Raw genomic sequence first — 26778 nt, forward strand, 5'->3', positions numbered from 1 at the left:
TTTTATCACAGATATCACTACTTATATTACCGGCATGAAAAAAAGCCAACAACAAAAATGAACTCCATTTGCTGCTGACTAAATATTAACTTAATATTGTTACTGTCACACTTCGACGTCCCCATTGAATGCATTCTCCAACAGTTGCAAAATGGCAATCAATAATATTTCCTTTGATGGCACCACCAGTATCTCCGGCAATCGCGATACCATAACCCGAAACCTCCACCATTGAACCTAATGGAATGACACTAGGATCTACTGCTACTACTTGAGGATTTTGCCGTAAATCAATCCCAGTGGCTGTCCAAAAAGTATTGGCAGATTCTGCGAAAGAATAAGCAGTTGATTGCATTGTTATGGTTTTCCCACCAGTATTAGTTATCGGTGTTTCAACTGGTGCCGGTGTTGGCGTATTATTTGTTGGCGCTGGTTGGCTTTCACTTGTTTCAGTTGATGAAGAACTTGTGGTACTTTCTACTGTTGTGGTATCTTCTGTAGCTTTTGTACTTTCTGTAGTTGTTGTGCTTTCTGTTGTCTGACTTGAAGTAACTGTCGCGGAATTTTTTTCAGCTTCAGCTGCTTTCTCCTCAGTTTGTGCAGCTTCTGCAGCAACACGAGCTGCTTCGACCTCTTTAGCTTGACTAATTTGTTGTAAACTTGACTGGTTATTGGCTAATTCTGTTTTTAAATCAGTTAGTTTCGTATCTAATTGTCCCGCTTCAGTTGTTAGATTACTTTCTTGCTCCACTAGATCTGCTTGGGTCTTTTCTTGTGTCGCTTTTAAGTCAACTAGTTTTTCTTGAGCATTAGTTAAGTCAGTGACTTTGTTTTGTTCTGCTCTTTGAATCGTACTTAAAGCAAAAGCCCGATTAACAAACTGGTTAATACTTTTTGAATCTAATAATGCAATGATCGATTTTTCATGGAAACGATTGACTTGGACTTCTTTTAAGCGCTTAGCTACGATTTTTTTCCGCTTTTCAATAGTTTCTTTGGTTTGTTTTATTTCAGTTTTAGTTGCTTTTAAAGTGGATTGATTATCCACAATTTTTTCTTTTATAGTTGCCACACTTTGATATTGTTGGTTGGCGGCATTTAAAGCCAACTGAATATCTCCATTTATTTGTTCACTTTGTTTTGTTAATGTAGTTGTTTCTTGATCTAATTTTTCGACACTTTCAGCCGCTGCAATAGTTGGCGCTACTAATTGCATCATCAAGAGACCACTAAATAAAATACCAAATTTCTTCCTTAACACAAACTCACACCCTTCTAGAACATTATACGAAAAAAAAGCTGGTTAAATGTTTCAATCAGATGACTATCTGATTACAAAAAAATGCTTTTCGCCGAAGCAAAAAGCATTTACTCTTATTTTTCCCGCAATGTTTTAACTACTTGACGAATATCTGGCAAGCTACTTTTTAAATCAGATGATTTCATTGTAGGAAAGGCATTTAAGAAACGTCGTTCTTGTAAATTTAATTTTGGCAACTTTTTGCGAGTTTCGGGATCCTTGAAAGCCTCCAACCACTCTTTTCTTTCCGTTTGTCGTTCCTTTGCCTCTGTTTTTAAAGTATCTAAGCGTTGATTGACATCGGTTTGTAATTGGGTTTTCTTTTCTTGAATGGCTCCACTGAGTTCGGTCATTCTTCTTCTTAATGAAGACACATTGGCCAGTGTAAAACCAGTATCGGCACTAATAAGCATCAATAAAAGAACCGGTAAAAAAATACTAAATCGTGCGTACAATCCTTCTAATATAGTCATCAAGTGGGGATTAAGCACCCGGACAATAAAGACACAGGCTGCCCCCCAAAAAATCGAGACAGGAACCGCCACTCGCCCATTAATATTTAGCGGTACTTTTTTATAATCCCACAAAGTCAGATGAAATATTTTTTCTAATAAAAAACTCGTGATATATTCTAAGATAGTACACAATATAAATGACAAACCAAATAATAAAAAAATATTTTTTTGAAAAGGATCAATTAAATATAAAACGCCGATCACGCCGAAACCATAAATTGGTGTAATGGGACCTAATAAGAAACCTCTATAAACAAAGTGACGGGCTTTAATGCCGCAATAGACTGTTTCCCACAGCCAACCAATAAATGAATATGAAAAAAATAATAGCACTACTAATGAAAATTCTTGTTCCATAATTCCCTCCTTTAGAACCTTTTGTCTAAGTGTAACAAATAATTTTAAAATACGAAAAAATTTTCACTATTTTCTGATATAACAAACAGCTATAATAAGAGTAATTGTTTTTTGAAAGGACGATTTCATGATTTCATTATTACGTTATGCCAAAAAATATCGCCTACAAGTCATCCTTGGACCCGTGTTCAAATTTCTAGAAGCCTTTTTCGAGCTATTATTGCCCTTAATTATGGCGCGTTTAGTTGACGAAGGGATTGTCAAAGGAAATAGCAACAAAGTGATAGAGATGGCTGGCTGGATGCTGTTGCTGTCGATTGTGGGAATGCTGTGTGCTTTTGTCTGCCAATATTTTGCATCAGTAGCCTCTCAAGGTTTTGGTACCGTCCTACGAAATAAACTGTTAGCGAAAATTCAAAGCTTTTCCCATCATGAATTAAATATTTTTGGGACAGATACCTTAATCACTCGCATGACTAGTGATATTAATCAAGTGCAATGGGCCTTAGCAATGTTTATTCGTTTAGTTATTCGGGCGCCTTTCTTGAGTATTGGTTCAGTCATTATGGCTTTTTATATTGACACAAGAATTGGCTTTTTATTTTTACTGATCTTACCAATTTTTTGTTTGGTTTTATTTTTTATTATTCGTTTTTCCGTTCCTTTATACAAAATCGTGCAACAAAAATTAGACGGTTTAAACTTATTAGTTAGTCAAAACTTAACTGGTATTCGGGTCATACGTGCCTTTGCTAGAACGCCAAAAGAACAACAAACATTTAATCAACAAACTGACGACTTAGCAAAAGTCAATCGCCGAGTAGCCAATATCTCTTCCTTATTATCACCGGCAACAACCTTAATTATGAATATCGGGGTTGCTAGCTTACTTTATTTAGGTGGTATCAATATTAACATCGGTCATTTACAGCAAGGACAGATTTTGGCTTTGATAAATTACATGAATCAAATGTTGTTAGCCTTAATTATTGTTTCCGATTTAGTGGTTTTATTTACCCGCGCAGCAGCTTCTGCTAGCCGGATCAATCAAGTTTTTGATACTGAAATTAATTTAGCCGATACTGGTGAAGTGACTGAAACGCTTGAAGAAGTTCCGGTGGTACAATTTGAAAATGTGGATTTTCGTTATCGTGAAGATTGGGCTCTAGTTTTAAAAAATATTTCCTTTGCTTTAAAAAGTGGAGAGACATTAGGTATTACCGGTGGGACAGGTAGCGGAAAGTCTAGCTTGATTGAATTGATTCCACGCTTTTATGATGTTAGCGCTGGGAATCTCTTCTTTTCCGGCACCAATGTCAAAGCTTGGTCACTTGCTCATTTACGTCAAGAAATCGCTCTGGTTCCTCAGACAGCCGTTTTATTTAGTGGAACTATTCGAGAAAATTTACGTTGGGGAAAAGCTGATGCAACCGATGAGGAATGTTGGCAAGCTTTAGATACTGCACAAGCAACAGAATTTGTTCGCCAACTGCCACAACAATTAGATACGGTAATCTTAGAAAATGGGAAAAACTTTTCCGGCGGTCAACGACAACGCTTAACCATTGCTCGAGGAATTATCGCACGACCAAAACTATTAATCTTAGATGACTCTTTGTCTGCACTAGATTACCAAACTGATCTAGATTTACGGAAAGCTTTAAAGAAGGATTTGACTTCTGCGGTCATTATTATTTCTCAACGTTTGCGGTCCTTACAAGAAGCTCAAAATATTCTTCTGCTAGAAAAAGGGAAAATTATTGCCAGTGGGACCCATCAAAATTTACTATCATCATCAGCTGAATATCGAAAGCTTGCAGAATCACAGGAGGAGGCCTAATAATGAATCGACGAAGAAGCTTTTTAACCTCCTTAAAATTATTCTTTCCTTACCTGACTGCCTATCCAAAACAGCTAATTGCTGCAATTATTTTAGGTATTGCCAGTGGTGTCACTTCAGTTACGATGACTTATTTAATCGGAGTTTCTGTTGATCAAATGGTGGGTACAGGAAGTGTCAACTTTTCACAGCTTACAAAAATTCTTACCTTATTTGTCGGTATTTTTTTAGTCACAGTTGTCAGCCAATATTTGATTGCCCGTTTAGGTAATTTTGTAGCTTATGATTCAGTAGCACAATTACGAGAAAGAACTTTTACCCATTTAAATCAGCTGCCGTTAAGTTATTATGATCAGACAACAAAAGGTGACATCGTTAGTCGTTTTACCAATGATATGGATAATATTTCAGTTGCCATTTCTGCGGTTTTCAACCAAGTATTTGCCGGGATGACCGTAGTTATTATTGCCTTGATTTTTATGCTATATCTCAGCCCGACATTAGCGCTAATCGTTTTAGCGGCTACGCCAATTATTTTTCTAGTGACCTATATACTTTCTCGTACGTCACAAAAATATTTTTCTGCACAACAAAAATTAACAGGTGATATTTCCGGCTTTATAACCGAAATGATCGGAAATCAAAAAATTGTGAAGGCTTTTCAACGAGAAACTGTCAATCAACAAAATTTTGAAACCTTAAACCAAGAACTTTATTATCGTGGTCAAAAAGCTCAGTTTGCCTCTTCATTAACAAATCCAGGCTCACGCTTTATTGATCATATGGCTTATTTATCAGTAGGATTAGTAGGTGGATTATTAGCGTTGAATGGGCGGACAGATATTACTGTAGGAATTATTTCCAGCTTTACTATTTATGCCAGTCAATTTACTAAACCATTTATTGATTTATCTGGTATTACTACCCAAATTCAAACGGCTATTGCCGGTCTAGATCGTGCGTTTGATTTGTTAAATCAGCCAGTAGAAGCACCCGATGGGAAAAATTCTCTTGTTTTAACAGATGTTTTTGGAGAAGTCGTTTTTGAACATGTATCTTTCAGTTATTCAAAAGATCGCCCTTTAATCCAAGATTTTAACTTAACAGTAAAACCGGGAGAAACGATTGCTATTGTTGGAAAAACTGGTGCTGGAAAATCAACTTTAGTGAATTTGCTGATGCGTTTTTATGAAGTTGACGCTGGCAAAATTACAATCGATGGCAATGATATCCAAAAAATTTCCCGCGATAATTTGCGCCGCCATTTTGGTATGGTTTTACAAGAGACGTGGTTAATGGAAGCTTCTTTACGGGAGAATCTGCGCTATGGCAAGCCAAATGCTGATGATGAAGAAATTTTCGCAGCATTAAAAGCCGCTTATATGGACGATTTTGTACGGAATTTACCTGAAGGATTAGATACAATTGTGGGTGTAACCGGCTTAAAATTGTCAGATGGACAAAAACAATTATTGACGATTGCGCGCACCATGATTAGTCAACCGCCTATGTTGATTTTAGATGAAGCCACCAGCTCGGTGGATACCTTAACGGAAAAAAATATTCAAACAGCCTTTTTAACCATGATGGAAGGTCACACTAGTTTCGTTATTGCTCATCGCTTGTCTACAATAAAAAATGCCGACCAAATTTTGGTTTTAGATCAAGGTCAAATTGTTGAAATTGGTACCCACGAAAAATTGTTAGAACAAACCGGTTATTATTATCGTTTGTATCATGCGCAATTTACTGAAGAAAATTAAACAAAGAAGGCGAGCTGCGTTAAACAGCTCACCTTCTTTTTTAACGATATTTTTTATAAAATAAAAAACCGAATATGCTAGCCACAACCATAAAAATACCCGAGTATAAAAACCATGCCGCGATCCCAATCTGTTCTGAAATCGGTCCGGCCAATATTAAACCAATAGGCATGGCAGCTGACAACACACTACCTAAAACTGAGAATACTCGCCCCAATTTTTCAGGTGCTACCGTTTCTTGAATATAGGCTGTAAAGGGTATGTTGTACAAATTGCCAAAGCTCCCTAACAAAATACAGCAAATTATAAATAGCCAGTAACCTAATAAACTAGTAGGCACCAAACCACTTGCAAACGTAGCACTACCTAAAGCCAACATAGCAAATTGAGCTACCAATAATTTTTTCTGCCAATGTTTCTTCAAACCAATTAAAAATGCACTAACTAACATCCCTGCAGCATAAGCCAGTTCCACAAAACTTGCATACCAAGCGGACAATTGAAAATGAGAACTGGTCATTAAAGGAAATAGGGTCCCTAATGGTAAAAAGAACACCATTGAAATAAATGAGATGATTAAGACAATCAACATTGCTTTATCTGCCTTAAAAACTGCAAGACCTGCTTTTAATTCATTTAAATAATTAGGCTCTGATGTTAGTTCAGTTCGTGGTGGATTCGGCACTTGAACAATCCATAAAGCAAATGATGCTACCAAAGCACCCAGCAAGTCAGTTAGAAGAATTAGCCACAACGGCATCGCGGCAAACATTGCTGCACCGATAACAGGACCTAACATAAAAGCACCGGATTGCAAAAATTGACTCCAACTATTGGCTTTCACCAATTCCTTTTCAGGCACTAATAATGGTACGATTGCTTGAATCGATGGGGTGTGAAAAACATTTGCTAATGCTCGTAAGAACATCGCAAAAATAACGATATAATAACCTGGATTTCCCAAAAGAAACCACAGTGACAAAACCAAAGCCACTCCACCCATGAATAAATCAGCCATAATAACAACATTTTTTCTAACTAATCGATCTAACCATACGCCAACAAAAGGACCCAGAAACATCTGAGGCAAATAAGCAAACAATCCTGCAATTGATAGCATTACTGCTGAATCTGATTCACTCGCTAGCCACCAAATCAATGAAAATTGGACGGCGGAGCTACCGATTAATGAAACTGTCTGTCCTGATAAAATTGTTAAATATTTTTTCTTCCAAGAGCTTTCCATGCCATACTCCTTGTCAAAATTTATTTTTTAGTAAGTTTGACAAGATCTTTTTTCAAACGCATCGATGCACACATCATTATTCCCTCCTTTTACTAACTAATTAAGCCTAACTTTTCTTTCCAATTCAAAATCCGTAAAACTGATTGATTTAACGCGTCTTCACTGTATTGACCATTTTGAATTGCCTGAATAACATAAGGAATCTGTGTCTGATAACTAGATGATAAGATTAAATCATTACCTGCTTGCAAGGCTTTCAATCCAGCTTCTTCTTGCGAAATAAATTCTGCCAGACCAGCCATATCCATATCATCTGTCATAATCACACCTTTAAAATTCAACTGATCACGCAAAATTTCATGAACTGCCGGCGAAATCGATGCCGGTTGACTGCTATCTATCCCATTCACAATATTATGGGAAACTAAAATACTATCTGCTCCTGCTTGAATGCCAGCAATAAAAGGCTGAAAATCTGTAGTCTGCAACTCTTCTAGACTTCGTTCGTCTGTTACAATTTCAGTGTGAGAGTCACGATTGTTACCATAACCAGGAAAATGTTTTAAAGTCGAGCCGATTTTTTCCTTAGACATTTCACCAACACTTTTTGCCACATATTCGCTGGTCCCGGCAGCATCTAAACCAATCGTCCGATCATAAATAAATGATTCTGGATCAGTAGAGACATCCGCATCAGGTGACATCCCCAGTTGAATGCCTAACTCATTAAAAATCGCAGCTTTTCGATCAATGTCACGAACAATCCCATCAAATCCGTCTTTTTGATACAATTCTTGTGGGTTTTCAAAAGGTGGCGAAACAATTTTATTCCGACTCAAACGGCTGACCGTTCCACCTTCTTCATCAGAAGCAATAAATAATGGCGTTGGACTATTTTCTTGAAATTCAGCAATTTTTTGTTTCAAGTCGGCTTGCCCAAGACCAGCCATATCTCGATCAAATAGCAAATATCCACCTAAATGATAATTCTGAAGATCTTCAATCGCACCTTCTTCAGGAACCCGTGCGAGAAATAACTGGCCCACTTTTTCTTCCAAAGTCATTTGTTGCAACAACTTTTCCACCTGACTTTCTTCTTGTGAACTTTCAACGGTAGTCGTACTGCTACTGATTTGATTTTTTTCAGTCGTTGTCGTTGTCTTATTTTGCTGTCTACAAGCAGCTAATAAAAACAAACCAAATATTCCGATTACTAACCATAAGCATTTCTTTTTAACCAATCTTCTCACCTAATCTGATCATTTTAAGAACCTTCATCAACTGTCTCAAAATTTTCTATTCCTCCAAGATTGTCTATCTGCAGTTGACCATCTTCGGTATTATACTTCAAGGTTGCTTGTTTGTAACGAAAAACCTGCTTGATTTCGTCTAGATTACGATCATTAAAAACCGTATCATAGTGAATTAAGTATTGAACAGTATATTGGTTTTCTAAAGTCATCGTCACACTTTCTACTTCCGGTTGTGCCTTCACTCTGTTTCGTCCATTATCATCTCGAATTTCATTAATAAATTTTTCAAAGTCTTGTTCATCAGAATTTTCTCTAGCATTTACAAAATATTTCCCAAAATCATTTTTTTGAGGGGTCTCAAAAGTAACATATTCACTAGTATAGTCAGATAAGTCATCATATAGCTCAGTTAAAAAATTTTGCACATCATTGCTGGTTTGAACTTCAGAAAAATCCAGCGTGATCATCGACTGGAGATCATTAGCCTCGTAATCTTCAGCTAAATATTCATCATCATCAATTCTCCGTGAACTCGTTTTCAGCTCTTCATCATCCAATTGATAACGTAATTCAAGAGTCAATCCTTGATGCCAGACATAATCATTAATTTCGGCAAAGCCTTCATCAATAGTCGCTACAGCTTCATCATCCAAATAAACTTGAGCACCATCGATATTTGATGTAACTTTAAAAGAAATTCGATGTAAATCTAAGTGTACGTTACTATTTTTTTCAAAATCATTATTTTTATAACGAACCAAATCCAAATTCGCTTGATTTTCTTGACCCTCCAAACGACCGCTTAATTCATATCGACCAGGTGTCAGCGGACCTAAAGTTAGTAGGTAGTCATCACCTTTGGAAGTTCCCTGTTTTTTGCCATCAAGAAAAATTTCCGTGCCTGCTTGATCGGTCGAGATTTTTAAATAAACCGGTAGCAATTCTAACTGATATTTTTTAAATAATCCAAAGTATCTCCCAGTTTGCTTTATGTTAAAATCTTGCAGTTCCACCTGATTGGTGCGTAATGATTCAATAAAATCAGTGAAATTTTTCTCATGGCTTGAAAGCTGATAATAATCAACCAATCTGTCTAATTTTTTACTAGAAATCTGATAATCTTCTTCGCCAGAAATAACCATCTTAGTCAATTTTTCACTATCTCCGGCTTCAAACGCATCAGCGATTCGATTCATTTGACGATGATAGTTATAATAATAATTTCCAAAAAAGAGGCCGCCGATTAGCATAGCAGCAATTACACTGAATAAAGCGATAAAAATTTTTGAATGTTGATTGATGGATTTTTTTTGCTTCGAAGCTGAAGGTATAATTTGAGTATCAAGATTTATGTTTTCTAAAGAATGGCCACAATTCTCACAAAAGTGGGCATCTTCAGTATTTTTATATTTGCAGTTCGGACAAATTTTCATGATCATCTCTCCTAAAAAAAACATCGCAACTTTATTAGTAACGATGTTTTGAGTTATTTTAGATTTACGCTTGATAACAAGCTAAAGCAAAGTCGCCAATGGCACTTCGCAAGCCTTCAGAATTAATCACACTATTGGTTAACACAACTAGCGCAAAGGGGGCTTTTTCACTAAAAACCAAAGCAATATCATTTTCTACTCCTGCCAGCTCACCAGTTTTATTCGCGACTACTGTTCCTGTTGGTAATTTGCTAGGAATTTTGGTTTGAATCCCTTGTCCTTTTAAAATAGTTAGCATCTGACTAGATGGATAAGTGGTTTGATTGGTATAAATCTTTTTCAAAAATGCCAGACAATCATTTAAGGAGGTATAATTTTCTTTCCCTGCACCTTGGGCAGTATAATCTAACATTTTTCGCTCTATCCGAGTATTGGTATAACCTTGTGTTTGAAAATAAAAATTTAATTGTTCCATTCCAAAATAATCAATCAATACATTGGCTGCTTCATTGCTGCTTTGTTGAATCATTGGATATATCCAGGAATCTAAAGTAGCTCCTTGAATCATTGTCTCAGTTGTTAAACTACCATTTGAAATTTGACTGTAAGCATAATCCATCACAAATACTTTGATAATACTAGCTGCTATCATCGGCTGAGTATTGTCATTTGAAATTGTTTTTCCAGAATCAAAATAGTAGGCACCATACGCAACTTGACTGGCATTTGCTTCCAATTGACTAGCATCTAATTGAACTGATTGTATTTCTTCAGTCGTTGCAGTTGTCTTTTCGTCACTACTATTGACAGTCGATTCTATTGTATTTAAAGTGGACTCGGTACTACTTTCTTTGATTATTTCACTTGTTTCTGATGTTTTATTTTCTTGAAAGATTCGCGTCGTGGCATAGTACGATCCGCCAGCTAATAAACAAAGACCTAAAGCAATGCCTAGATATATCGGATATTGCTTTTTATTTTTTTTCCGCAATTCTCTTCGACCCAAATTGATACATCCTTTCCTAGTAAGTCAACCAAACTTCGTTGACGCCGCTACCTTTGTGGGAGCCATCAGTTAATGCCAAACGAGATGAATAAGAAAGATAGCCATAATATACTTGCTTACTGCCACCTTCCCAAGTCACAGTGATTTTCACATCTGGATGTATCGTTTTAGTTTCCGGCATCGAACTTGGATACTGCTCATTTGTTTCATAGCTTAAAATATCTCCACTTGCACCAGTAATTGTTGCTGTTCCAAAATATTGTGAACCTCCAGCATTCGTCTGTGTGACTGCACCATTGGCACTAATTTTTAATGTTTGATGTTTTTGACTAGATTGATTGTAGTAAAAACTATAAGTATTAGCCCATTTACCATAGCTACCAGTAAAAGCACTCCCACTTGGTAAAGATTCAGAACGACTGTCTCCTTGATTATTATCGGTTTCTTTTTCTTCACGTTCATCCTCTTTTTCTTCTTCGATTCCCTCATCGTTTTCTTTAGTCAACCGATCGACTTCATCTTTAATCGGAGAATAAATGGTTTTCCCTAAATCGCTGGCAGAGATGGTTGCTAATTTACGATTTGATTCTTTGAAATCCCCGTTAATTGTTAAAGCTTTGGCTTCAGCAATCACATCATCATACTTAGTTGGATCATCAGAAGAAGTCGTGGTGGTCGTCTTAATTACCGAATCTGGCTGATTATTTCCCACAACAGCAAAAGCTACTCCTCCAACAACAGCGACAACTGCCAAAGCAGCTATAATGATAGGCCATTTAGGTTTTGGTGCTTTCGGCTGTTTATTTATGACGAAATTTTCTCGTGCTTGTGTTTTTGAATGGTTCATTTGTGATCGGCTCCCCAGTTCAGTTCGCTCAACTGAAAGCTTACTACCGCAATGTTCACAAAATAATGCAGTTTCTTCATTTTCATAATGACAATTTGGACAAATTTTCATCAATACCCCTTCTCCCTTTAAAAAATCCCAACAAACAAAATTATTACTTATATTATAACTTAGATTATCTTAAGAAAAAAGTTGGAATATAAGCAAAACACCGACTCTTCAGTCGGTGTTCAATTTATATCATCTTCTTAAACGCATCTCTTTATCCAATTCCTTATGAGCTTTTTTCGATCCACGGGCCAAATCTTTTTCTCTTTTTCGTTCATGAAAGTCCACGAATAAGCTGCTTAAATCATAATCTGCTGGATACAATTCTTGCGCGGTCATTTTTAATTTCAATCTTTTTCGTAAAATAGGAATCATTTCTTTTTCCAAATAAACTGTCACTTCGGCTTTGCCTTCATCTTGATAAACCAAGCCGACTTGATTGGTTTCAGTTAAAATAACTTGATCTCCTTGATTAAAACGTTCTTCTGATCGTTTTTCTATTTGAGAAGTTTCTTTGACTGAATGAAAAATTTTCTTCTCAGTTAGATAGTTTTTATCAGAAATATAATTTGCGGCTTGCTGGATTAATGCTGGCGCCATATGCATTTTTTTGGCAATCCATAACGCTTGGCTGTCACCAGTCTTACCGACTTGCAAACGGTATTTAGGAGTCAAGTTCTCACGATCGAAAGCCATTGCGGCTGGTACAAAATCTTCGTGGGTTTCAGCGAATCGCTTAATTTCACCGTAATGAGTCGTGGCAACGATTAACACGCCTGATTGATACAAAGTTTCCATAATGGCAATGGCTAAAGCTGCCCCTTCGTTTGGTTCTGTTCCACTCCCAATTTCGTCCAGTAAAACCAAGCTATGGCGTTTTGCTTGGCGTAAAATTTCAGCAATATTTTTCATATGACCAGAAAAAGTACTCAAGGCATTTTCTAAATTTTGTTGATCACCAATATCGACAAATAAATCATTTAAGACAGCTATTTCTGAACCTTCTGCTGCCGGTATTTGTAAACCAAACATTGCCATCAAGCTAAATAAACCGACTGTTTTAAGTACCACCGTTTTGCCTCCAGCATTTGCACCAGTAATTACTAATCCACGATAATTTTCACCCAATTCAAAATCTAATGGTACTGCTTCTTGGCTCAAAAATGGATGTTTTCCCGCAATAATTTTAATCACTTCATTTTTATTAACTTTTGGCGTTATCCCATTCATTTCTCGACTATATTTCCCTCTAGCAAAAATTAAATCAAAGCCACTAATACTTTCAATCGTAAAATCGATCAAATCTTGATTTTCAGCTAGTGCACCAGTCAATTCAGCTAAAATTTGATATTCTTCAGCCACTTCATCAGCTATTAAGAAACTCAATTTTTCATTTAATTTACTAACTGTACTAGGTTCAACAAAGACCGTTTGACCTTTTCCTGATTCTTCAATCACTGTACCGTCGACTTTATTTTTATAGCTGGCTTTAATCGGAATGGTAAAGTGTTCACCTTTTTTGACGATGATACTGTCTTGAATCCAATTTTTATTATTTGGATGACGTAAATACTTGTTTAATTTTTCTTGAATTTCTGATTCCGTCTCACTTTTTTGTCGCCGGGTTTTACGCAGGAAGCGGCTGGCTTCAGAGCTTACTTTATGATGTTGGATTTTTTGATAGATTGTTTCAGTCATACTACTAAAATCAGGTAAATTCTGACTATAACTAGCTAAAGTTGGTGCTTGATAGCGATTTTTATCAAAAAATTTCACCATCAGCTGACTACTCCGTAAAAAATCAGCTACTTCAGTTAATTCAGCTGGATTTAAAATCAAGCCTTTTTTTATTTGTTGATTCAATTGATTGATTCTGACTAACCCCATAAAAGGCACGTGTTGACCAGAATCAATCATCAATCGGGCTTCTTGTGTTTCCTTTTGCCAGACTGTGACAGTTGCAAGATTGCTTTGCGGTGCTAAGTGGGCAATTTTTTCTTTGGTTAAATCACCAATCGCCCTTTTTTGAACTTCGGTTTGAATTTTATCAAATTGTAATTGTTTAAAAGTTTCTGTATTCATTTCTTCTCCTTTTTGAAAAGGACACCTGACGGTAAAAATAAATTAGACCAAAAATCGACACAAAAAAGACGACAGTCATACTATCGTCTTTTAGCATCGTAAACTATTTCGACAGGTATCACTAATAAGCATGCTAAATAAACTGCGACAGCTCGCATTTTTTCTAGCTATTCGACTTACGAATTAGTTACCTGTTACACTCACAAATATTCCCCATTCTGGACTGGTTTAATTTATTTTTCAATTTGACTATACCAATTTACATGTCCGATGTCAATTTCTCTTTTACAAGATTCATTATTCATCTACATTTTAAAAATTGAAGTCAATTGCTACTTTTGCACAATCATACCCCTGTTATTTTGTCTTTTTATCGCTAAAAACAACTTTTTTTTGTGCTATAATAAGCCATTCACGAAAAAATGAGGGAAGTATTTATGGAGAGAAATGAAGAAAAAAAGGGGATTACACTAGGAATTTTTGCCTATGTCTTGTGGGGTATTATTCCACTTTACTGGAAGCTTTTAGGAGAAGTACCAGCAGTCAGTTTATTATTTAATCGAGTCGTGTGGTCTTTTGTCACGATGGTTTTATTTTTATTAGTCGTTAAATCACAGCGAAAAGTTTTTTTTAAAGATGTTGCTATGCTGAAAAAAGAAAAGAAAAAAATTCTCGCAATTATTTTAGCAGCAATTTTTATCACTGTAAATTGGGGGACTTTTATCTATAGTGTTCAAATCGGTGATGTGACAGCAGCCAGTTTGGGTTATTATATTAATCCATTAGCAAATGTTTTACTGGGTACGCTCGTCTTAAAGGAAAAGCTTTCCCGTACAGCCAAAATCGCTTGTGTCTTTGGTTTAATCGGTGTCATTTTACTGACCATTCAAACGGGACATTTACCGGTCACTTCACTAGTGATGGCCGCTTCATTTAGTATCTATGGACTCATCAAAAAAGGCTTAGCTCTCGGTTCGGCGACGAGCTTAACCTTGGAAACCTTAGTGATTTTTCCTTTCGCCTTAGCCTATCTTTTATTTTTCGCTCCTGATGGCTTTTTACAATATGACTGGAGCACCAATCTTTTATTATTCGGCGCAGGTACAATTACTTCGATTCCATTGTTATTATTTGCTGAAGCTGCTAAGCGGATTTCATTTATTATCTTAGGCTTTATTCAATATATCAATCCAACAATCATGTTAATCATGGCAATTTTTCTTTTTCATGAGACATACACATTACAGCAATTTATCGCCTTTTCATTTATTTGGCTAGGGATTCTTATTTTTGTATATGGCAGCGTTAAAACTGGCCTAAAATACCGAAAGACGTAACTGGATGGAGCATCCTTAAAAGATTAGATTTTTAATCTGATCTTTTAAGGATTTCCTCATCACAGTTACGCCTTTTTTATTCGTTTGATTTTAAAGCGGCAATCATATCTATTTGTTTTAGTTTAAAATGGGTCACGCCCATTACAATGACAGAGAACACAACAGTCATTACCGCTGATATGACATATCCTTGCCATGAAATCACCAAAGGAAAAACAATCATATCTGATGATGCCATCGCTAAGATGAAACGAGTCAGTAAATTCCCAATCCCGAAACCAAATAGAATCCCAAACAAAGTGAACATAATATTCTCCCGCACAATATACATCGTTACTTCTTGGTTGAAAAAGCCCAAAACTTTAATCGTCGCTAATTCTCGTGCCCGCTCAGATATATTAATGTTGGTGAGATTATATAAAACAACAAAAGCCAATGTGCCTGATAAAACAATAAAAATCAGAACAATTGAGCCTAGATTTTCAGTGGCCGCCTCTTGTTTAGCCATCTGATTGCTGGTATAAGTCGTGGTTAACACTTCACCAGTTTGCAGCAAATCTTCTGCTAATTTTTTCTCTTGGGAATTAGTCATTTTTTTCGTCTTAATTAAATAGCTGTTATGCGTGAAAGTTTGGCCAGAAATTTCCTGATAATATTCTTTGCTTAAATAAAGATTATGACCCAAATAATTCTCAACGATTCCCGCCACTTTAATTTGATAATTTTTGCCATCATTGTCTTCAAAAGTCAGTTGATCACCTTTGGTTACTTGGTAAATCTTGGCTAATCGTTGGGAAATTAATGCTCCTTGATTAGATAGCGAAATATGTGCTTTTGTTTTTTCATCTTTTAAGGCAACATATTGGCTAAATTTTTCTGGTTGATCACTGACATAAAGTGTCGCCGTTTGTTTACTGTGTCCAGTAAGATTGAATGTTACCGTATCGGTGTAAACTGGCAATTCCGCAGTAACTTGTGGGTTTTCCGTCAAAACCTTTTCCGCTTCGGTTTGTACAGTCCCGTTTAAAGTAACGATTCCTTGATATTTCGTTAAGGCTACAAATTGTTTTTCTACTGGTGCACTGATGGAGTCTTGTAGACCAAAGCCAGCCAGCATTAATCCTGTACAACCAGCAATGCCAACGATGGTCAAAATCATCCGCGCTTTATAGCGAAAAAGATTGCGATAAGTCACTTTTTGATTAAAACTCATTCGCCGCCAAATCGGTTTGATTCTTTCCAGAAAAACCCGTTTACCGGCTTTTGGTGCTTTAGGCATTAATAAAGTCGTCGCATTTTCCCGCAATTCTTTCATTAAAGTTAATAAAGAAGCACCTAAAGTCGCTATCAATGCCACAATAACAGCTAAAACTATTGGCCAAAAAATAAAATGATATTGATAGTTCGTAAAAATATACTGATCACTCAATAGATGGAAAACAATTTTCGGTAATACCAATGTGCCGATGACCACGCCAAAAACTGTCCCAATCAATGCCGCTAACAAAGCATATAAAATATATTTACTGGCTATTTCACGCTTACGATAACCGAGTGATTTTAAGGTACCAATCTCTTTTCGATTTTCTTCAATCATTCGTGTCATAGTTGTAAAGGTGATTAAGACAGCTATGAAAAAGAAAAAGACCGGAAAGACATTTGCTATTGCATCAATTCGATCAGAGAGACTAGTGTATTCAGTAAAGCCTGGATTACTGTTACGGGGATTAATCATATAATTTGGTGTTGCGATTTCCATCGTACCAGCTTCCAGCCCATTCGCTAATGCTTGTTGGTCAGCAACTGATTGCAACTGTTCCTGACGTGCTATTCCTTGTTGAGTAAAAACTTCAGTCAATTGCTCGTCTAATTTCTCTAAACGATTCTCATATTTTTTAGAAAAGTAATCAATACTTTTCAAGCGATCAGAACTAATATAAAGAATCGAAAAATTCTGATCATCAAAAGCTGTTTCTGGCAGATACATAAAGCCAGCCAATTCTCCATCACCAATGGTAGTCGTTCCTCGTTCTCTTTCATCCACATAAATCGGAGAGGTCACGAAACCAACGACTGTAAATTCCTGTTGCCGCAATTGCTGATTGTCAATCGTGAATTGGTCGCCCATTCGATAGTCATTTCTTAATTTTTCATCTAAAACAACCTGATCTTTCTTTTTTGGTAAATGACCGGCAGTCAGAGTTAATTTGTTCGCTTGATTATTGCTGTAGGAATACAATTGAATATTTTGCTGCTTTAATGTCACTGGAAAACTATGACCTAATTCTGCTTGTACCCCTTTAATTTCTTCAGCGGCTTTCTGATCTTCCTTCGTCAAACCAGCAGAAGACACAATCTGGACATCTGACAACTCATTTTGTTTAATAAATTGATTAACTGTCGCTTCCAAATCAGGTCCAACCGATTTAATACCGACAAATAGCATGACACCCATAAAAATAATTAACACGATGGAAATAAAACGGCCAAAAGAAGCTTTAATATCGCGATAAATTGATTTTAAATACACATTTTTGATTTTATTCACCTACTTTATCTAGTGACTTTTACAGTCAGTATAATAATTATCATTCGTTCCTGCAATCTTGTGGAATCTTAATCCTAATAAAACTTTTATTTTTTCTGCAAATTTTCACAACAGTTCATTCATATTTTCTAGTTAAGCTTATAAAAAGTAGAGAGGAAGAGGCCTATGAAAAATTTAATCCAACAGAAATGGCAAACCGTCTCAAAAGATATCGCTTATGAACTAATCATTTTATTCGTTGCACATCAATTCTACCAAATAATTAGCAATTTAATCTAAAAAAAGAGATTGACCCGTGAGGTCAATCTCTTTTTGTCTATAACACTTTACGTCCTTTATAAAAGCCATTACGAGAGACATGATGGCTTCGTTTAAAATCTCCCGTCGCTTCATCAACTGAAATTTCTGGGAAATTCAATTTTTGATGGGTTCTTCTAAGGCGTTTTTTGGCTTTGGATGTTTTTCTTGCTGGTACAGCCACGATAACTCCTCCTTAAATCCCTTTTTTAGTTCTCTTTGCTGCTTTGATAATTTTCAATGCTCGTTTTTTAGTACGGATATTGGGACTTTTCAATCTACGATAAGCACTTGCTAAGTTATTTTTTTCCATCTGTCATTCTCCTATACAAATAATTTGATGATTCAGTAGTTATTACCAGCTGGCTTTTTTCACGCCAGGAATTTGACCTTTATGGGCTAGCTCGCGAAATTTAACCCGAGACAGACCGAACTTACGGTAATAGCCGCGGGGGCGACCATCAATCTTGTCACGATTTTTTAAACGATTAGGATTTGAATCCACCGGAAGCTTAGCCAAACCAGCATAATCTTTATTGGCTTTTAGTTCAGCACGAATTTCTCGATATTGTTCAATCAATTGTTCTTGCTTTTTGGCTTTTGCAATTTTTGATTTCTTTGCCATTTTGGTTCCTCCATTTATTTTTAATATGATTAATTTTACAATTTCTCCACAACAAATCGTAATGGTTATGATTTAACCTCAATAAATTTATCAGGATTTATTTAAATTGTCAATAAAAAAATTTTGCTACAAAATTCTTGACAACCGTTCGGTACCGAACTATAATCAAAATCGAAATAAAGTTCGGTACCGAATTATTTAAAAAAATAGATGAAATGAGGAAATAAATATGAGTCAATTTACTGATGATTTAATGAAACAATTTCGTTTCATAAGTGAAGCTAGTAATGCTTTTATGCGTCAAAACAAGCAACATTTATCAGGACAACAAAGAGTTTTAGCAATTTTAGCTGTAGAAGATGGTTTAATTCAAAGCTATTTAGCTGAAGTGTTAGATTTACGCCCCAGTTCTTTAGCTGAGTTATTAAAAAAAATGGAAAACAGTCACGACATTTTACGAAAAGAAGATGAGAATGACAAAAGAATTAAACGCGTCTACTTAACGGAAACCGGACGAAAAAAAGCGGAACAAAATGCAGCATCTGGTGAGAAAAATGCCAGTGATGATTTTTTTGCTGGTTTAAATGAAGCGGAACAAGCAGAATTTAGCCAACTTTTAGGGAAGATTCCCGCTGGTTGGGAATCTGAAATGAAAAAACAAGCTGAGAAATTCGTAGACCCGATGGATCGTATGCAAGCCATTCAAGCGTTAAAAGAGAGTTATCTAGATCAATATGGTGATTGGCGTGATATGTCCCACGAAGACATAAAAAAATTAAAAAAAGAAATGCGGGAAAATTTCAAAGAGCTAGGCTTTTTTGGTCATCGCGGCAGCTTTGGCGGACGACCTCCTTTTGGTGGCAGAAATTTTGGACGTCCGCCTTTTGACCAAAAAGATCATGATGAATGGCACGATTTTTAATTTACGGAGGATATGTTAATGGATCAACGTTTTGCACCTGAATTACCAAAAGTACGCGGAAAATTTAAATTCAAGGATTTTATCAAATTAATCAATAGCGTTAATCCTCGAAAAGGCTTATTTATTTTAGGCATGCTATTGAGTCTGATTACTAGTGGTGCCAGTCTGATTGTGCCGCAATTAACTAAAAATTTAGTCGACACTTCAAACTTGGCTAAAATTGATGGTAAGATGCTTATTATTTTAGCCTTGGCCTTTATTGCGCAGCTTGGATTTGGTACAATCGGTGGCTTTTTGCTTCGCTATGTAGGAGAAACCGCCGTCAAAACCTTAAGAGAAAAATTATGGGCCCATTTATTGAAGTTACCCGTTGGATATTTCGATGATCATAAATCTGGTGAAAGCAGTTCGCGTTTAGTCAACGATACTTCAGTCATCAAAGACTTGGTGACATCACAATTTCCCAATTTCGTAACTGGTGGGATTCAACTAATTGGCTCGATGATTATTTTATTTTTAATGGATTGGAAGATGGCGGCTTTAATCTTTAGCGCTGTTCCTATTATTGCTTTGATTATGCTGCCAATTGGAAAAATCATGTCAAAAATTGGTCGTCAACTACAAGCAGCTACTGCCGATTTTAATGCTGATGCTAGTGAAAAATTATCTGAGGTTCGATTAATCAAAGCCAGTAATGGTGAAGCAGCAGAAGTCACTTCTGGTGGAAACTTTATTCAAAAAATCTTCACTTTGGGCGTGAAAGATGCCAAGATTGAAGCTGTTGTACAACCGATTATGATGACAGCGATGTTAGGTTTATTCGTTGGAATTTTAGGCTACGGGGCTGTCCGAGTGCAAGCAGGAACTTTAACTAGTGGCTCATTAGTTGCGTTTTTACTTTATCTATTTAATATTATTGCACCCGCTGCAACCTTCGCGACCTTTTTCTCACAAGTTCAAAAGGCAATGGGCTCAACTGAACGGATTCAAGAAATTTTTCAAACGGAACTTGAACCAATTGGTGCTGGTGAAACAATCGATGTGGTCGGGCAAACTATTACTGCTGAAAACTTATCTTTTAGTTATTCAGCAGAACATCCTATTTTAAAAGATGTTTCTTTTGAAGCCAAACCTAATTCAGTCATTGCATTCGCTGGGCCAAGTGGTGGCGGAAAATCAACTATTTTTTCTTTACTTGAAAGATTCTACGAACCAATTAGCGGAGCCATAAAAATTGGTCAGCAAAATATTCAAGCGATTGATTTACAAGAATGGCGCGCCCAAATCGGTTATGTCTCACAAGATAGTGCTGTTTTTGCTGGTAGTATTCGTGATAATCTGCAATATGGTCTTAACCGTATTTTGAGTGATGAAGAGTTATGGCATGGTTTGTCGCTAGCTTATGCAGACCAATTTGTGAAGGATTTTCCTAAGGAATTAGAAACTGAAATTGGTGAACGGGGCGTAAAATTATCTGGCGGTCAAAAACAACGGATTGCGATTGCTCGCGCTTTTTTAAGAGATCCTAAAATTTTGATGTTAGACGAAGCAACTGCTAGTCTTGACTCCCAATCAGAAGAAAAAGTGCAACGGGCTTTAGATGATTTAATGTTAGGGCGAACCACTTTGGTCATCGCCCATCGGCTATCAACTATTGTAGATGCTGATCAAATTTATTTTATTGAAAAAGGCAGTGTCACCGGTCATGGGACCCACACTGAATTAATCAACAATCATCCACTTTACGCTGAATATGTTAGAGAGCAAGTGGTCAATTAAAAAACGTACGCCAAAAAATTTGGCGTACGTTTTTTTAATCTGTCGTTAATTCAATCAAGTTTCCTTCAGGATCTTGAATCACTGCTTCATAATAGCCGTCTCCAGTTGTCCGAGGACCACTTAATAATGGAAAATGATCGGCAAGAAATCTTTCCACCATCTGATCGACAGCTTTTTTATCACCTACTGCAATTGCGATATGACCATAACCCAAACTATCAGCAATGCGGGGACTCAAATATTTTTTATTAGTCAGTTCCAAGCGACTTCCACTGGCAAAGCTAAGAAAATAAGAACTAAAACCCGTCTTAGGATTCTGATATTTTTCAGATTTTTCTACTTGAAAATATTTTTGATAAAATTGACTAACTTTTTCTAAATCATCTACCCATAAAGCAATATGTTCAATTCTCATCTTATTCCTCTTCCTTTAATATTGAAGCTGCAATTGCATCCGCTAATTCAGTAATAGGTGCTAAATCGCCATCTTTCACTGAAGAATGGATTTCTACCGGTTCACCAACAATCGTAAAACGTTTTTCATCACTGAAATAATTCTGCATAATTTCTAGAGCTTTTCCACCCCAAGTACCATTCCTGATGAAAGAAATCTTGCGGTCTTTTATTTCTAGATGTAAGGCTTCGCGAATAACATTATCCATTTTAATATACAAACCTGTATTGTAATTGGTGCCAGCAAAGACTAAATTGGAATACTTAAAAATATCCGCCATAATATAAGAGGGATCCGTCCGTGAAATGTCGACTATTTTTATATTTGCCACACCTTTTTCTGCTAATTTTCCAGCTAAAATATCAACGGCATTTTCGGTGTTACCATACATTGAGCCATAAAGAAGCAAAGCACTTTTTTCTTCTGGTAGATAGGCACCCCAAGTTTGATAGTAGTGAAGCATTCTTTCGATCAATTCACCAGAATAACCAGGACCATGCAAAGGTAAAATCATATCAATCTCAAATGCAGATAGCTTTTTCAAAGCAGACAAAACATTTTTCCCATAGTGTCCAACGATATTTACATAATAACGGCGAGCTTCCGCTAAAATTCGTTGGTCAAAATCTAATTCATTCATAAATAAATTTCCATCAATTGGCGCAAAACAACCAAATGCATCAGCAGAAAACAAGATCTTATCCTTCAAATCATATGACATCATCACTTCGGGCCAATGAACATTCGGTGTCATCGTAAATTTCAAAGTATGGGCACCCAAATTCAATTCGTCATTTTTCTTAACAGGATAATAATTTTTAGAAGCATCCATTGGATAAAACTGTTCAAAGAAACTAAAAGTTGATTTATTCCCAACTAGTTTTACTTCTGGATAACGGCGTACGATTTCTTCAATATTGGCACAGTGATCTGGTTCCATATGATGAATCACTAAATAATCCAGGGTCCGACCAGCCAAAGCAGCCTCGACATTTTCTAAAAACAAATCAGTTATCGACGAATCCACAGTATCCATTAAAGCTGTTTTTTCATCTAAAATGACAAATGAATTGTAGGAAATCCCGCGATTGACTGGAAATAGATTTTCAAATAGCGCCAAGCGCCGATCAGAAGCCCCCACCCAATAAATGTCTTCTGTTACTTTTCTAATGTTTTGCATTGTTCTAACTCCTTTAATTTCCAAATTAAGTAAGCGTTCTCTATATAATGTTACGTTTTTCACTTACTTTCGTCAACCACTTATAAATTTTTCCAAACTTGATAAACTGGCGAATTTTCTGCTGTTTTTCGCATCAAGGCAATCACGGGATTTTCCAATGCTAAGTCAGTGACCTTTATTTCTACTAAATCACTCGTCTCTACTAAAACTTTCGGCAAAAAAGCAATCCCTAAGCCAGCTTTCGCAGCTGCTATTAAACCAGCCGAGTCATTACTTTGCCAGCTAGGATGTAACGCCAAATGGTTCAACACTAAAGCTGCTTCCAATAGCTCTCGTACAGCACTTCCCCGTTCCCGTACCAATAAATTTTCCTGCAGTATATTGGCTAATTTCATTTTAGCTGGCAATTTTTGTGCGACGGCTTGATTGGTAAAAAAACCTAACGAATAACTTTTGATTTCCTTTTGTAAAAAAGTACCTGATGGAGCTGGCCCTTCTAAAAAGATTAAATCTGCCTCCCCATTTTCCAGTAATGAGAGGACTTCATCAGCTTTGGCAATTTGGACTTCCGTCAAAATACCTTGCTGGCTTAAACCCTGAATAAAAGTAGCTAAGTCATTTTCCGCAAAGGTCATACAAGCAGCGATTTTCATAGGAACTTTTTTAGCTAAACGCGGCAGTTGCTGATTCAACTTATTAAAATCTTCTATTAAAGGAATAACTGAATGATAAAATTCTAAACCTGCTGGTGTGATCTTAACTCCCCTATGCAAACGTTCAATTAAAGGATAACCAGCTTCATTCTCTAATTCTTTCATAGCATGAGAAACTGCCGACTGGGTGATAAATAATTTCTTGGCAGCTTTAGTAAAGTTCAACTCACGACACACATGATAAAAAATCACGCATTGATTAAAATTCAAAAAAACTCTCCTTCCCATGATTCAAATTCATGTCTACACCCTTATATTATCATTTCACACTCCCTAAAAATACCAGTAAAATGAAATGATCAGGTATTTTGTAAAAAAGCGTACAGGAGTAGATAGAATGAAAAAATATCAAGAAATTTTATGGCTGATTCGGATTAATTTAGTAATCAGTACTTTCACTTTTGGTGGCGGCTATGTAGTCGTTCCAATGATTCGCAAATACTATGTGGGGCGCTTCTTCACAGAAGATGATTTATTAGAAATGGCGGCGATTGCTCAGTCTTCCCCTGGGGCAATTGCTTTAAATTTATGTGTGTTAGCCGGAAAAAAAGCCTACGGTAAAATAGGTTTTTGGATTGCTTTTATTTGTGGAATTATTCCACCTTTAGTCATTATCGGTGTCATTTCACAGTTTTATGTCGCTTTTGCCGCTAATAAAATCGTTCAAGCAGTTTTATTAGGCATGCAGGCTGCTGTTGCAGCATTAATCCTTGAAGTCGTGGTGGACATGGTGAAAGTCATTCGTTTGGAGAAAAAAAGTTTATTGCTGATTATTTTGGTTGGTAGTTTTATTGCCAATGCGATTTTACAAGTCAATGTTGTTTTAATTTTAGTTGTTGCTAGTATTTTAATGTTACTAAATCTTAAACGGGAGGCTAAATAAATGTTATTAGAATTATTTTGGCGCTTTTTTAAGATTGGTTTATTTAGTTTCGGTGGCGGCTATGCGATTATTCCGTTGATTCAAGCTGAAGTCGTCGAGCAACAAGGTTGGCTTACCCAAAAAGTCTTTACCGATGTCATTACCATTTCGCAAATGACTCCTGGACCTTTAGCGATTAATACTTCTACCTTTGTTGGGATGCAAGTCGCTGGGATCAGTGGGGCGTTGGTGGCAACGATTGGCGCCGTTATCGCTGGGGTTATTATTTCGTTACTACTATTTAATTTCTTTCAAAGTCATCAAGAATCTAAAGTCGTATCAACTATTTTACAAGGCTTAAAAGCTTCATCAGCAGGTTTAATCGCCTCTGCAGCTTTAACCATTATTTTATTGACGTTTTTCACTACTTCAGAATTTTCACAAATCACTGGACTTTCCATGTTGGACATTCGCGCAGTCATTATTTTTATTGGCTCTTGGTTTTTATTAAAACGCTTTGAAATTCATCCGATTTTATTGCTTTGTCTAGCCGGTGTTTTTGGCTTTTTCGTATATTAAAAAAAACCGCTAAAGAATCGGCCTTTATAGCTGACTCTTTAGCGGTTTTCTGTTTTATTTTTTACGTTTTCTACGTTGTGTTGCTTCCATAATTACTGGTAAAACAACCGGACGGCGTTTAGTTTGATCAAACAAATAACGACTTAACGTATCGCGAATCTCCGTTTTTAGCTTACTCCATTCAAAATCATCAGAATGCAAGTGCTTTTCAACGATTTCACTCGTCATTTCGCCACTTTCCTTCAACAAATCACGACTGGCTTTGACATATACAAAACCTCGCGAAGTAATCTGTGGTGCCGAAACAATTCTTTTTCCTTTGCGATCAATTGTTACTACTACCACAAAAATACCATCTTCTGACAAGACTTTCCGATCTCGTAAAACGATATTACCGATATCGCCCACACCAATACCATCAATCATGACATTATCAGCAGGCACGCTACCAGAAGCACTCATGTGATTATTTTTATATTCCAGCACATCTCCACGACCGGTAATAAAAATATTTTTATAGCCCATTCCAAGTTCATGAGCCAAATCAGCGTGAGCCGCCAATTGACGATACTCTCCTTGAACCGGAATGAAAAATTTTGGTGACATAAATTCAATCATTAACTGTAAATCACGTGGGTTGGCATGACCCGAAACCCGTAGATTTTCAGAAATGCTTTTTACAATCCCACCGGCACGATAAATCATGTCTTCAGTCTTGGCTACTGTTGTTTCCATCGCAATCGTTGGTGTCGTTACGATATATACCAAGTCACCTTTAGTAATGTGCAAATTACGATGAGAGCCATTCGCCATCTTTTGAAGCGATTTAATTGGCTCACCCATCCGACCAGTTTCTAAGATCAACAGCTCATCAGGTTGGTATTTTTTCATTTCTTTTAAGGTAATGATGATATCCTCTGGAACTTCTAACTTGCCTAATTGCATCGCTGTTCGGATTACCCGCTCGAAATCTTGTCCAGTTAAAACTACTTTTCGACCAGATTTTTCAGCTGCATTTAACACTTGTTGGACCCGTTGCAGATTACTTGCTACGGAAGCCACAATAATTCGGCCGTCCCAGTCATTGATGGTATCAAAGACTTCTCCAGCAATTTCTAATTCTGAAGCCACTTGTAACGGATTTTCAGCATTTGATGAAGAACTTAATAAGGCTAAAACCCCTTCACCACCAATTTCTGCCAAACGTTTATAGTTTGTGGCATACATAGGAATTGCTGTCGGATCAAATTTAAAATCACCCGTATAAACAACATGACCTTCGTCCGTTTTCAAACTAATTCCGACAGAATCCGGAATCGTATGAGTCGTTCTAAAGAAACTAATCACGGCTTTACCAAAATCAATTTCAGCATGCTCATCAATCACGTGGAAATCTTTAAAATTTTTACTTTCATCGTTGTCTTTGACACTTAATTTGGCTAATTCAATCGTTAGCGCCGTTCCAAAAACAGGCACATTGATTTGGGAAACCAAATAAGGTAAAGCACCGATGGCATCCGCATGTCCGTGAGTCAAAAAGACCCCCGCAACGCGATCGGCATTATCAACTAAATAGGTAAAATCAGGAATCACTACGTCAATTCCTAACAATTCATTTTCTGGATATTTCAGGCCGCAATCCAACACAAAAATATCTTCATCCACTTCCACAACGTACATGTTTTTACCATTTTCCCGTACGCCACTGAAAGGAATAATTTTTACTGTACTCAAAACAGTCCACCTCTCATATTTTATTTATCTACAATAGCTTTCTCAAACCCCGTAACAG

23 protein-coding genes are annotated in these 26778 nt (G+C 36.5%); 7 read left to right on the forward strand and 16 right to left on the reverse strand.

Annotated features, from left to right (window positions below; genetic code table 11):
- Window positions 1–85: 85 nt before the first annotated feature.
- Entirely contained in the window at window positions 86–1261 is a 1176-nt protein-coding gene (locus ACVWNY_RS09835) for a 3D domain-containing protein (RefSeq protein WP_343214726.1), read from the reverse strand.
- Between the two features lie 113 nt (window positions 1262–1374).
- Window positions 1375–2172, reverse strand: coding sequence for a putative ABC transporter permease (locus ACVWNY_RS09840; protein ID WP_218326897.1), 798 nt, complete (start codon window positions 2170–2172; stop codon window positions 1375–1377).
- Between the two features lie 127 nt (window positions 2173–2299).
- Here ACVWNY_RS09840 and ACVWNY_RS09845 point away from each other — a divergent pair, with 127 nt between their 5' ends.
- Window positions 2300–4012 carry an ABC transporter ATP-binding protein gene (locus tag ACVWNY_RS09845; protein ID WP_218326898.1) on the forward strand — a complete coding sequence of 571 codons (1713 nt, stop codon included), beginning with the start codon at window positions 2300–2302 and terminating at the stop codon, window positions 4010–4012.
- Window positions 4013–4014: 2 nt separating this feature from the next.
- Window positions 4015–5775, forward strand: a complete 1761-nt coding sequence (locus ACVWNY_RS09850) for an ABC transporter ATP-binding protein (protein WP_218326899.1) — start codon at window positions 4015–4017, stop codon at window positions 5773–5775.
- A gap of 40 nt (window positions 5776–5815) precedes the next feature.
- Here ACVWNY_RS09850 and ACVWNY_RS09855 read toward each other — a convergent pair whose 3' ends face one another.
- The 6 genes from ACVWNY_RS09855 to ACVWNY_RS09880 all read right to left on the reverse strand — a co-directional run bounded on the left by ACVWNY_RS09855 (window position 5816) and on the right by ACVWNY_RS09880 (window position 13690).
- Window positions 5816–7021, reverse strand: a complete 1206-nt coding sequence (locus ACVWNY_RS09855; protein ID WP_218326900.1) for an MFS transporter — start codon at window positions 7019–7021, stop codon at window positions 5816–5818.
- A 92-nt stretch (window positions 7022–7113) separates the two neighbouring features.
- A complete protein-coding gene (locus tag ACVWNY_RS09860) occupies window positions 7114–8262 on the reverse strand; it encodes a glycoside hydrolase family 3 protein (RefSeq protein WP_218326901.1) in 1149 nt (382 codons plus the stop codon).
- A 23-nt stretch (window positions 8263–8285) separates the two neighbouring features.
- Window positions 8286–9707, reverse strand: coding sequence for a zinc ribbon domain-containing protein (locus ACVWNY_RS09865; protein ID WP_218326902.1), 1422 nt, complete (start codon window positions 9705–9707; stop codon window positions 8286–8288).
- Window positions 9708–9771: 64 nt separating this feature from the next.
- Window positions 9772–10713: a serine hydrolase gene (locus ACVWNY_RS09870; protein ID WP_246601529.1), complete on the reverse strand. Its 942-nt coding sequence runs from the start codon at window positions 10711–10713 to the stop codon at window positions 9772–9774.
- A gap of 16 nt (window positions 10714–10729) precedes the next feature.
- Window positions 10730–11671, reverse strand: coding sequence for a zinc ribbon domain-containing protein (locus ACVWNY_RS09875; protein ID WP_218326903.1), 942 nt, complete (start codon window positions 11669–11671; stop codon window positions 10730–10732).
- A gap of 129 nt (window positions 11672–11800) precedes the next feature.
- Window positions 11801–13690, reverse strand: coding sequence for an endonuclease MutS2 (locus ACVWNY_RS09880; RefSeq protein WP_218326904.1), 1890 nt, complete (start codon window positions 13688–13690; stop codon window positions 11801–11803).
- Window positions 13691–14127: 437 nt separating this feature from the next.
- Here ACVWNY_RS09880 and rarD point away from each other — a divergent pair, with 437 nt between their 5' ends.
- Window positions 14128–15027: an EamA family transporter RarD gene (gene rarD / locus ACVWNY_RS09885; protein WP_246601530.1), complete on the forward strand. Its 900-nt coding sequence runs from the start codon at window positions 14128–14130 to the stop codon at window positions 15025–15027.
- A gap of 76 nt (window positions 15028–15103) precedes the next feature.
- Here rarD and ACVWNY_RS09890 read toward each other — a convergent pair whose 3' ends face one another.
- The 4 genes from ACVWNY_RS09890 to rpsN form a co-directional block, all read right to left on the reverse strand.
- Window positions 15104–17575 carry an ABC transporter permease gene (locus tag ACVWNY_RS09890; protein WP_343214727.1) on the reverse strand — a complete coding sequence of 824 codons (2472 nt, stop codon included), beginning with the start codon at window positions 17573–17575 and terminating at the stop codon, window positions 15104–15106.
- Between the two features lie 316 nt (window positions 17576–17891).
- The gene (gene rpmF / locus ACVWNY_RS09895; protein ID WP_218326906.1) at window positions 17892–18056 is read right to left on the reverse strand and encodes a 50S ribosomal protein L32; all 165 of its coding nucleotides are present in this window, start codon (window positions 18054–18056) and stop codon (window positions 17892–17894) included.
- Window positions 18057–18068: 12 nt separating this feature from the next.
- Entirely contained in the window at window positions 18069–18185 is a 117-nt protein-coding gene (locus tag ACVWNY_RS09900) for a putative metal homeostasis protein (RefSeq protein WP_218326907.1), read from the reverse strand.
- Window positions 18186–18227: 42 nt separating this feature from the next.
- On the reverse strand, window positions 18228–18497 hold the full coding sequence (gene rpsN / locus ACVWNY_RS09905) for a 30S ribosomal protein S14 (protein ID WP_218326908.1): 270 nt from the start codon (window positions 18495–18497) through the stop codon (window positions 18228–18230).
- A gap of 229 nt (window positions 18498–18726) precedes the next feature.
- Between rpsN and ACVWNY_RS09910 the strand changes: the two genes are divergently transcribed.
- Window positions 18727–19419, forward strand: coding sequence for a MarR family winged helix-turn-helix transcriptional regulator (locus ACVWNY_RS09910; RefSeq protein WP_218326909.1), 693 nt, complete (start codon window positions 18727–18729; stop codon window positions 19417–19419).
- A gap of 18 nt (window positions 19420–19437) precedes the next feature.
- Window positions 19438–21198, forward strand: a complete 1761-nt coding sequence (locus ACVWNY_RS09915; RefSeq protein ID WP_454071304.1) for an ABC transporter ATP-binding protein — start codon at window positions 19438–19440, stop codon at window positions 21196–21198.
- 34 nt (window positions 21199–21232) lie between these two features.
- On the opposite strand, the gene ACVWNY_RS09920 is transcribed toward ACVWNY_RS09915, so the two are convergent.
- The 3 genes from ACVWNY_RS09920 to ACVWNY_RS09930 all read right to left on the reverse strand — a co-directional run bounded on the left by ACVWNY_RS09920 (window position 21233) and on the right by ACVWNY_RS09930 (window position 23755).
- Window positions 21233–21613: a VOC family protein gene (locus ACVWNY_RS09920; RefSeq protein WP_218326911.1), complete on the reverse strand. Its 381-nt coding sequence runs from the start codon at window positions 21611–21613 to the stop codon at window positions 21233–21235.
- Between the two features lies 1 nt (window position 21614).
- The gene (locus ACVWNY_RS09925; protein ID WP_218326912.1) at window positions 21615–22832 is read right to left on the reverse strand and encodes an FprA family A-type flavoprotein; all 1218 of its coding nucleotides are present in this window, start codon (window positions 22830–22832) and stop codon (window positions 21615–21617) included.
- Window positions 22833–22912: 80 nt separating this feature from the next.
- A complete protein-coding gene (locus ACVWNY_RS09930; protein WP_218326913.1) occupies window positions 22913–23755 on the reverse strand; it encodes a LysR family transcriptional regulator in 843 nt (280 codons plus the stop codon).
- Between the two features lie 127 nt (window positions 23756–23882).
- Here ACVWNY_RS09930 and ACVWNY_RS09935 point away from each other — a divergent pair, with 127 nt between their 5' ends.
- Window positions 23883–24428: a chromate transporter gene (locus ACVWNY_RS09935; protein WP_218326914.1), complete on the forward strand. Its 546-nt coding sequence runs from the start codon at window positions 23883–23885 to the stop codon at window positions 24426–24428.
- Window positions 24429–24986: a chromate transporter gene (locus ACVWNY_RS09940; protein WP_218326915.1), complete on the forward strand. Its 558-nt coding sequence runs from the start codon at window positions 24429–24431 to the stop codon at window positions 24984–24986.
- Between the two features lie 54 nt (window positions 24987–25040).
- Here ACVWNY_RS09940 and ACVWNY_RS09945 read toward each other — a convergent pair whose 3' ends face one another.
- Window positions 25041–26720: a ribonuclease J gene (locus tag ACVWNY_RS09945; RefSeq protein ID WP_218326916.1), complete on the reverse strand. Its 1680-nt coding sequence runs from the start codon at window positions 26718–26720 to the stop codon at window positions 25041–25043.
- Window positions 26721–26778 lie beyond the last annotated feature (58 nt).

The organism is Enterococcus sp. JNUCC 77 (assembly GCF_054819945.1).

Bases quoted from the DNA above. Each gene is read 5' to 3' on its own strand.
- ACVWNY_RS09900 (WP_218326907.1), bottom strand. From the start codon at position 18,185: ATGGAAAAAAATAACTTAGCAAGTGCTTATCGTAGATTGAAAAGTCCC.
- ACVWNY_RS09880 (WP_218326904.1), bottom strand. From the start codon at position 13,690: ATGAATACAGAAACTTTTAAACAATTACAATTTGATAAAATTCAAACC.
- ACVWNY_RS09855 (WP_218326900.1), bottom strand. From the start codon at position 7,021: ATGGAAAGCTCTTGGAAGAAAAAATATTTAACAATTTTATCAGGACAG.
- ACVWNY_RS09910 (WP_218326909.1), top strand. From the start codon at position 18,727: ATGAGTCAATTTACTGATGATTTAATGAAACAATTTCGTTTCATAAGT.
- ACVWNY_RS09920 (WP_218326911.1), bottom strand. From the start codon at position 21,613: ATGAGAATTGAACATATTGCTTTATGGGTAGATGATTTAGAAAAAGTT.
- ACVWNY_RS09875 (WP_218326903.1), bottom strand. From the start codon at position 11,671: ATGAAAATTTGTCCAAATTGTCATTATGAAAATGAAGAAACTGCATTA.
- ACVWNY_RS09935 (WP_218326914.1), top strand. From the start codon at position 23,883: ATGAAAAAATATCAAGAAATTTTATGGCTGATTCGGATTAATTTAGTA.
- ACVWNY_RS09865 (WP_218326902.1), bottom strand. From the start codon at position 9,707: ATGAAAATTTGTCCGAACTGCAAATATAAAAATACTGAAGATGCCCAC.
- ACVWNY_RS09915 (WP_454071304.1), top strand. From the start codon at position 19,438: ATGGATCAACGTTTTGCACCTGAATTACCAAAAGTACGCGGAAAATTT.
- ACVWNY_RS09845 (WP_218326898.1), top strand. From the start codon at position 2,300: ATGATTTCATTATTACGTTATGCCAAAAAATATCGCCTACAAGTCATC.
- ACVWNY_RS09840 (WP_218326897.1), bottom strand. From the start codon at position 2,172: ATGGAACAAGAATTTTCATTAGTAGTGCTATTATTTTTTTCATATTCA.
- rarD (WP_246601530.1), top strand. From the start codon at position 14,128: ATGGAGAGAAATGAAGAAAAAAAGGGGATTACACTAGGAATTTTTGCC.
- ACVWNY_RS09850 (WP_218326899.1), top strand. From the start codon at position 4,015: ATGAATCGACGAAGAAGCTTTTTAACCTCCTTAAAATTATTCTTTCCT.
- ACVWNY_RS09925 (WP_218326912.1), bottom strand. From the start codon at position 22,832: ATGCAAAACATTAGAAAAGTAACAGAAGACATTTATTGGGTGGGGGCT.
- rpsN (WP_218326908.1), bottom strand. From the start codon at position 18,497: ATGGCAAAGAAATCAAAAATTGCAAAAGCCAAAAAGCAAGAACAATTG.
- ACVWNY_RS09940 (WP_218326915.1), top strand. From the start codon at position 24,429: ATGTTATTAGAATTATTTTGGCGCTTTTTTAAGATTGGTTTATTTAGT.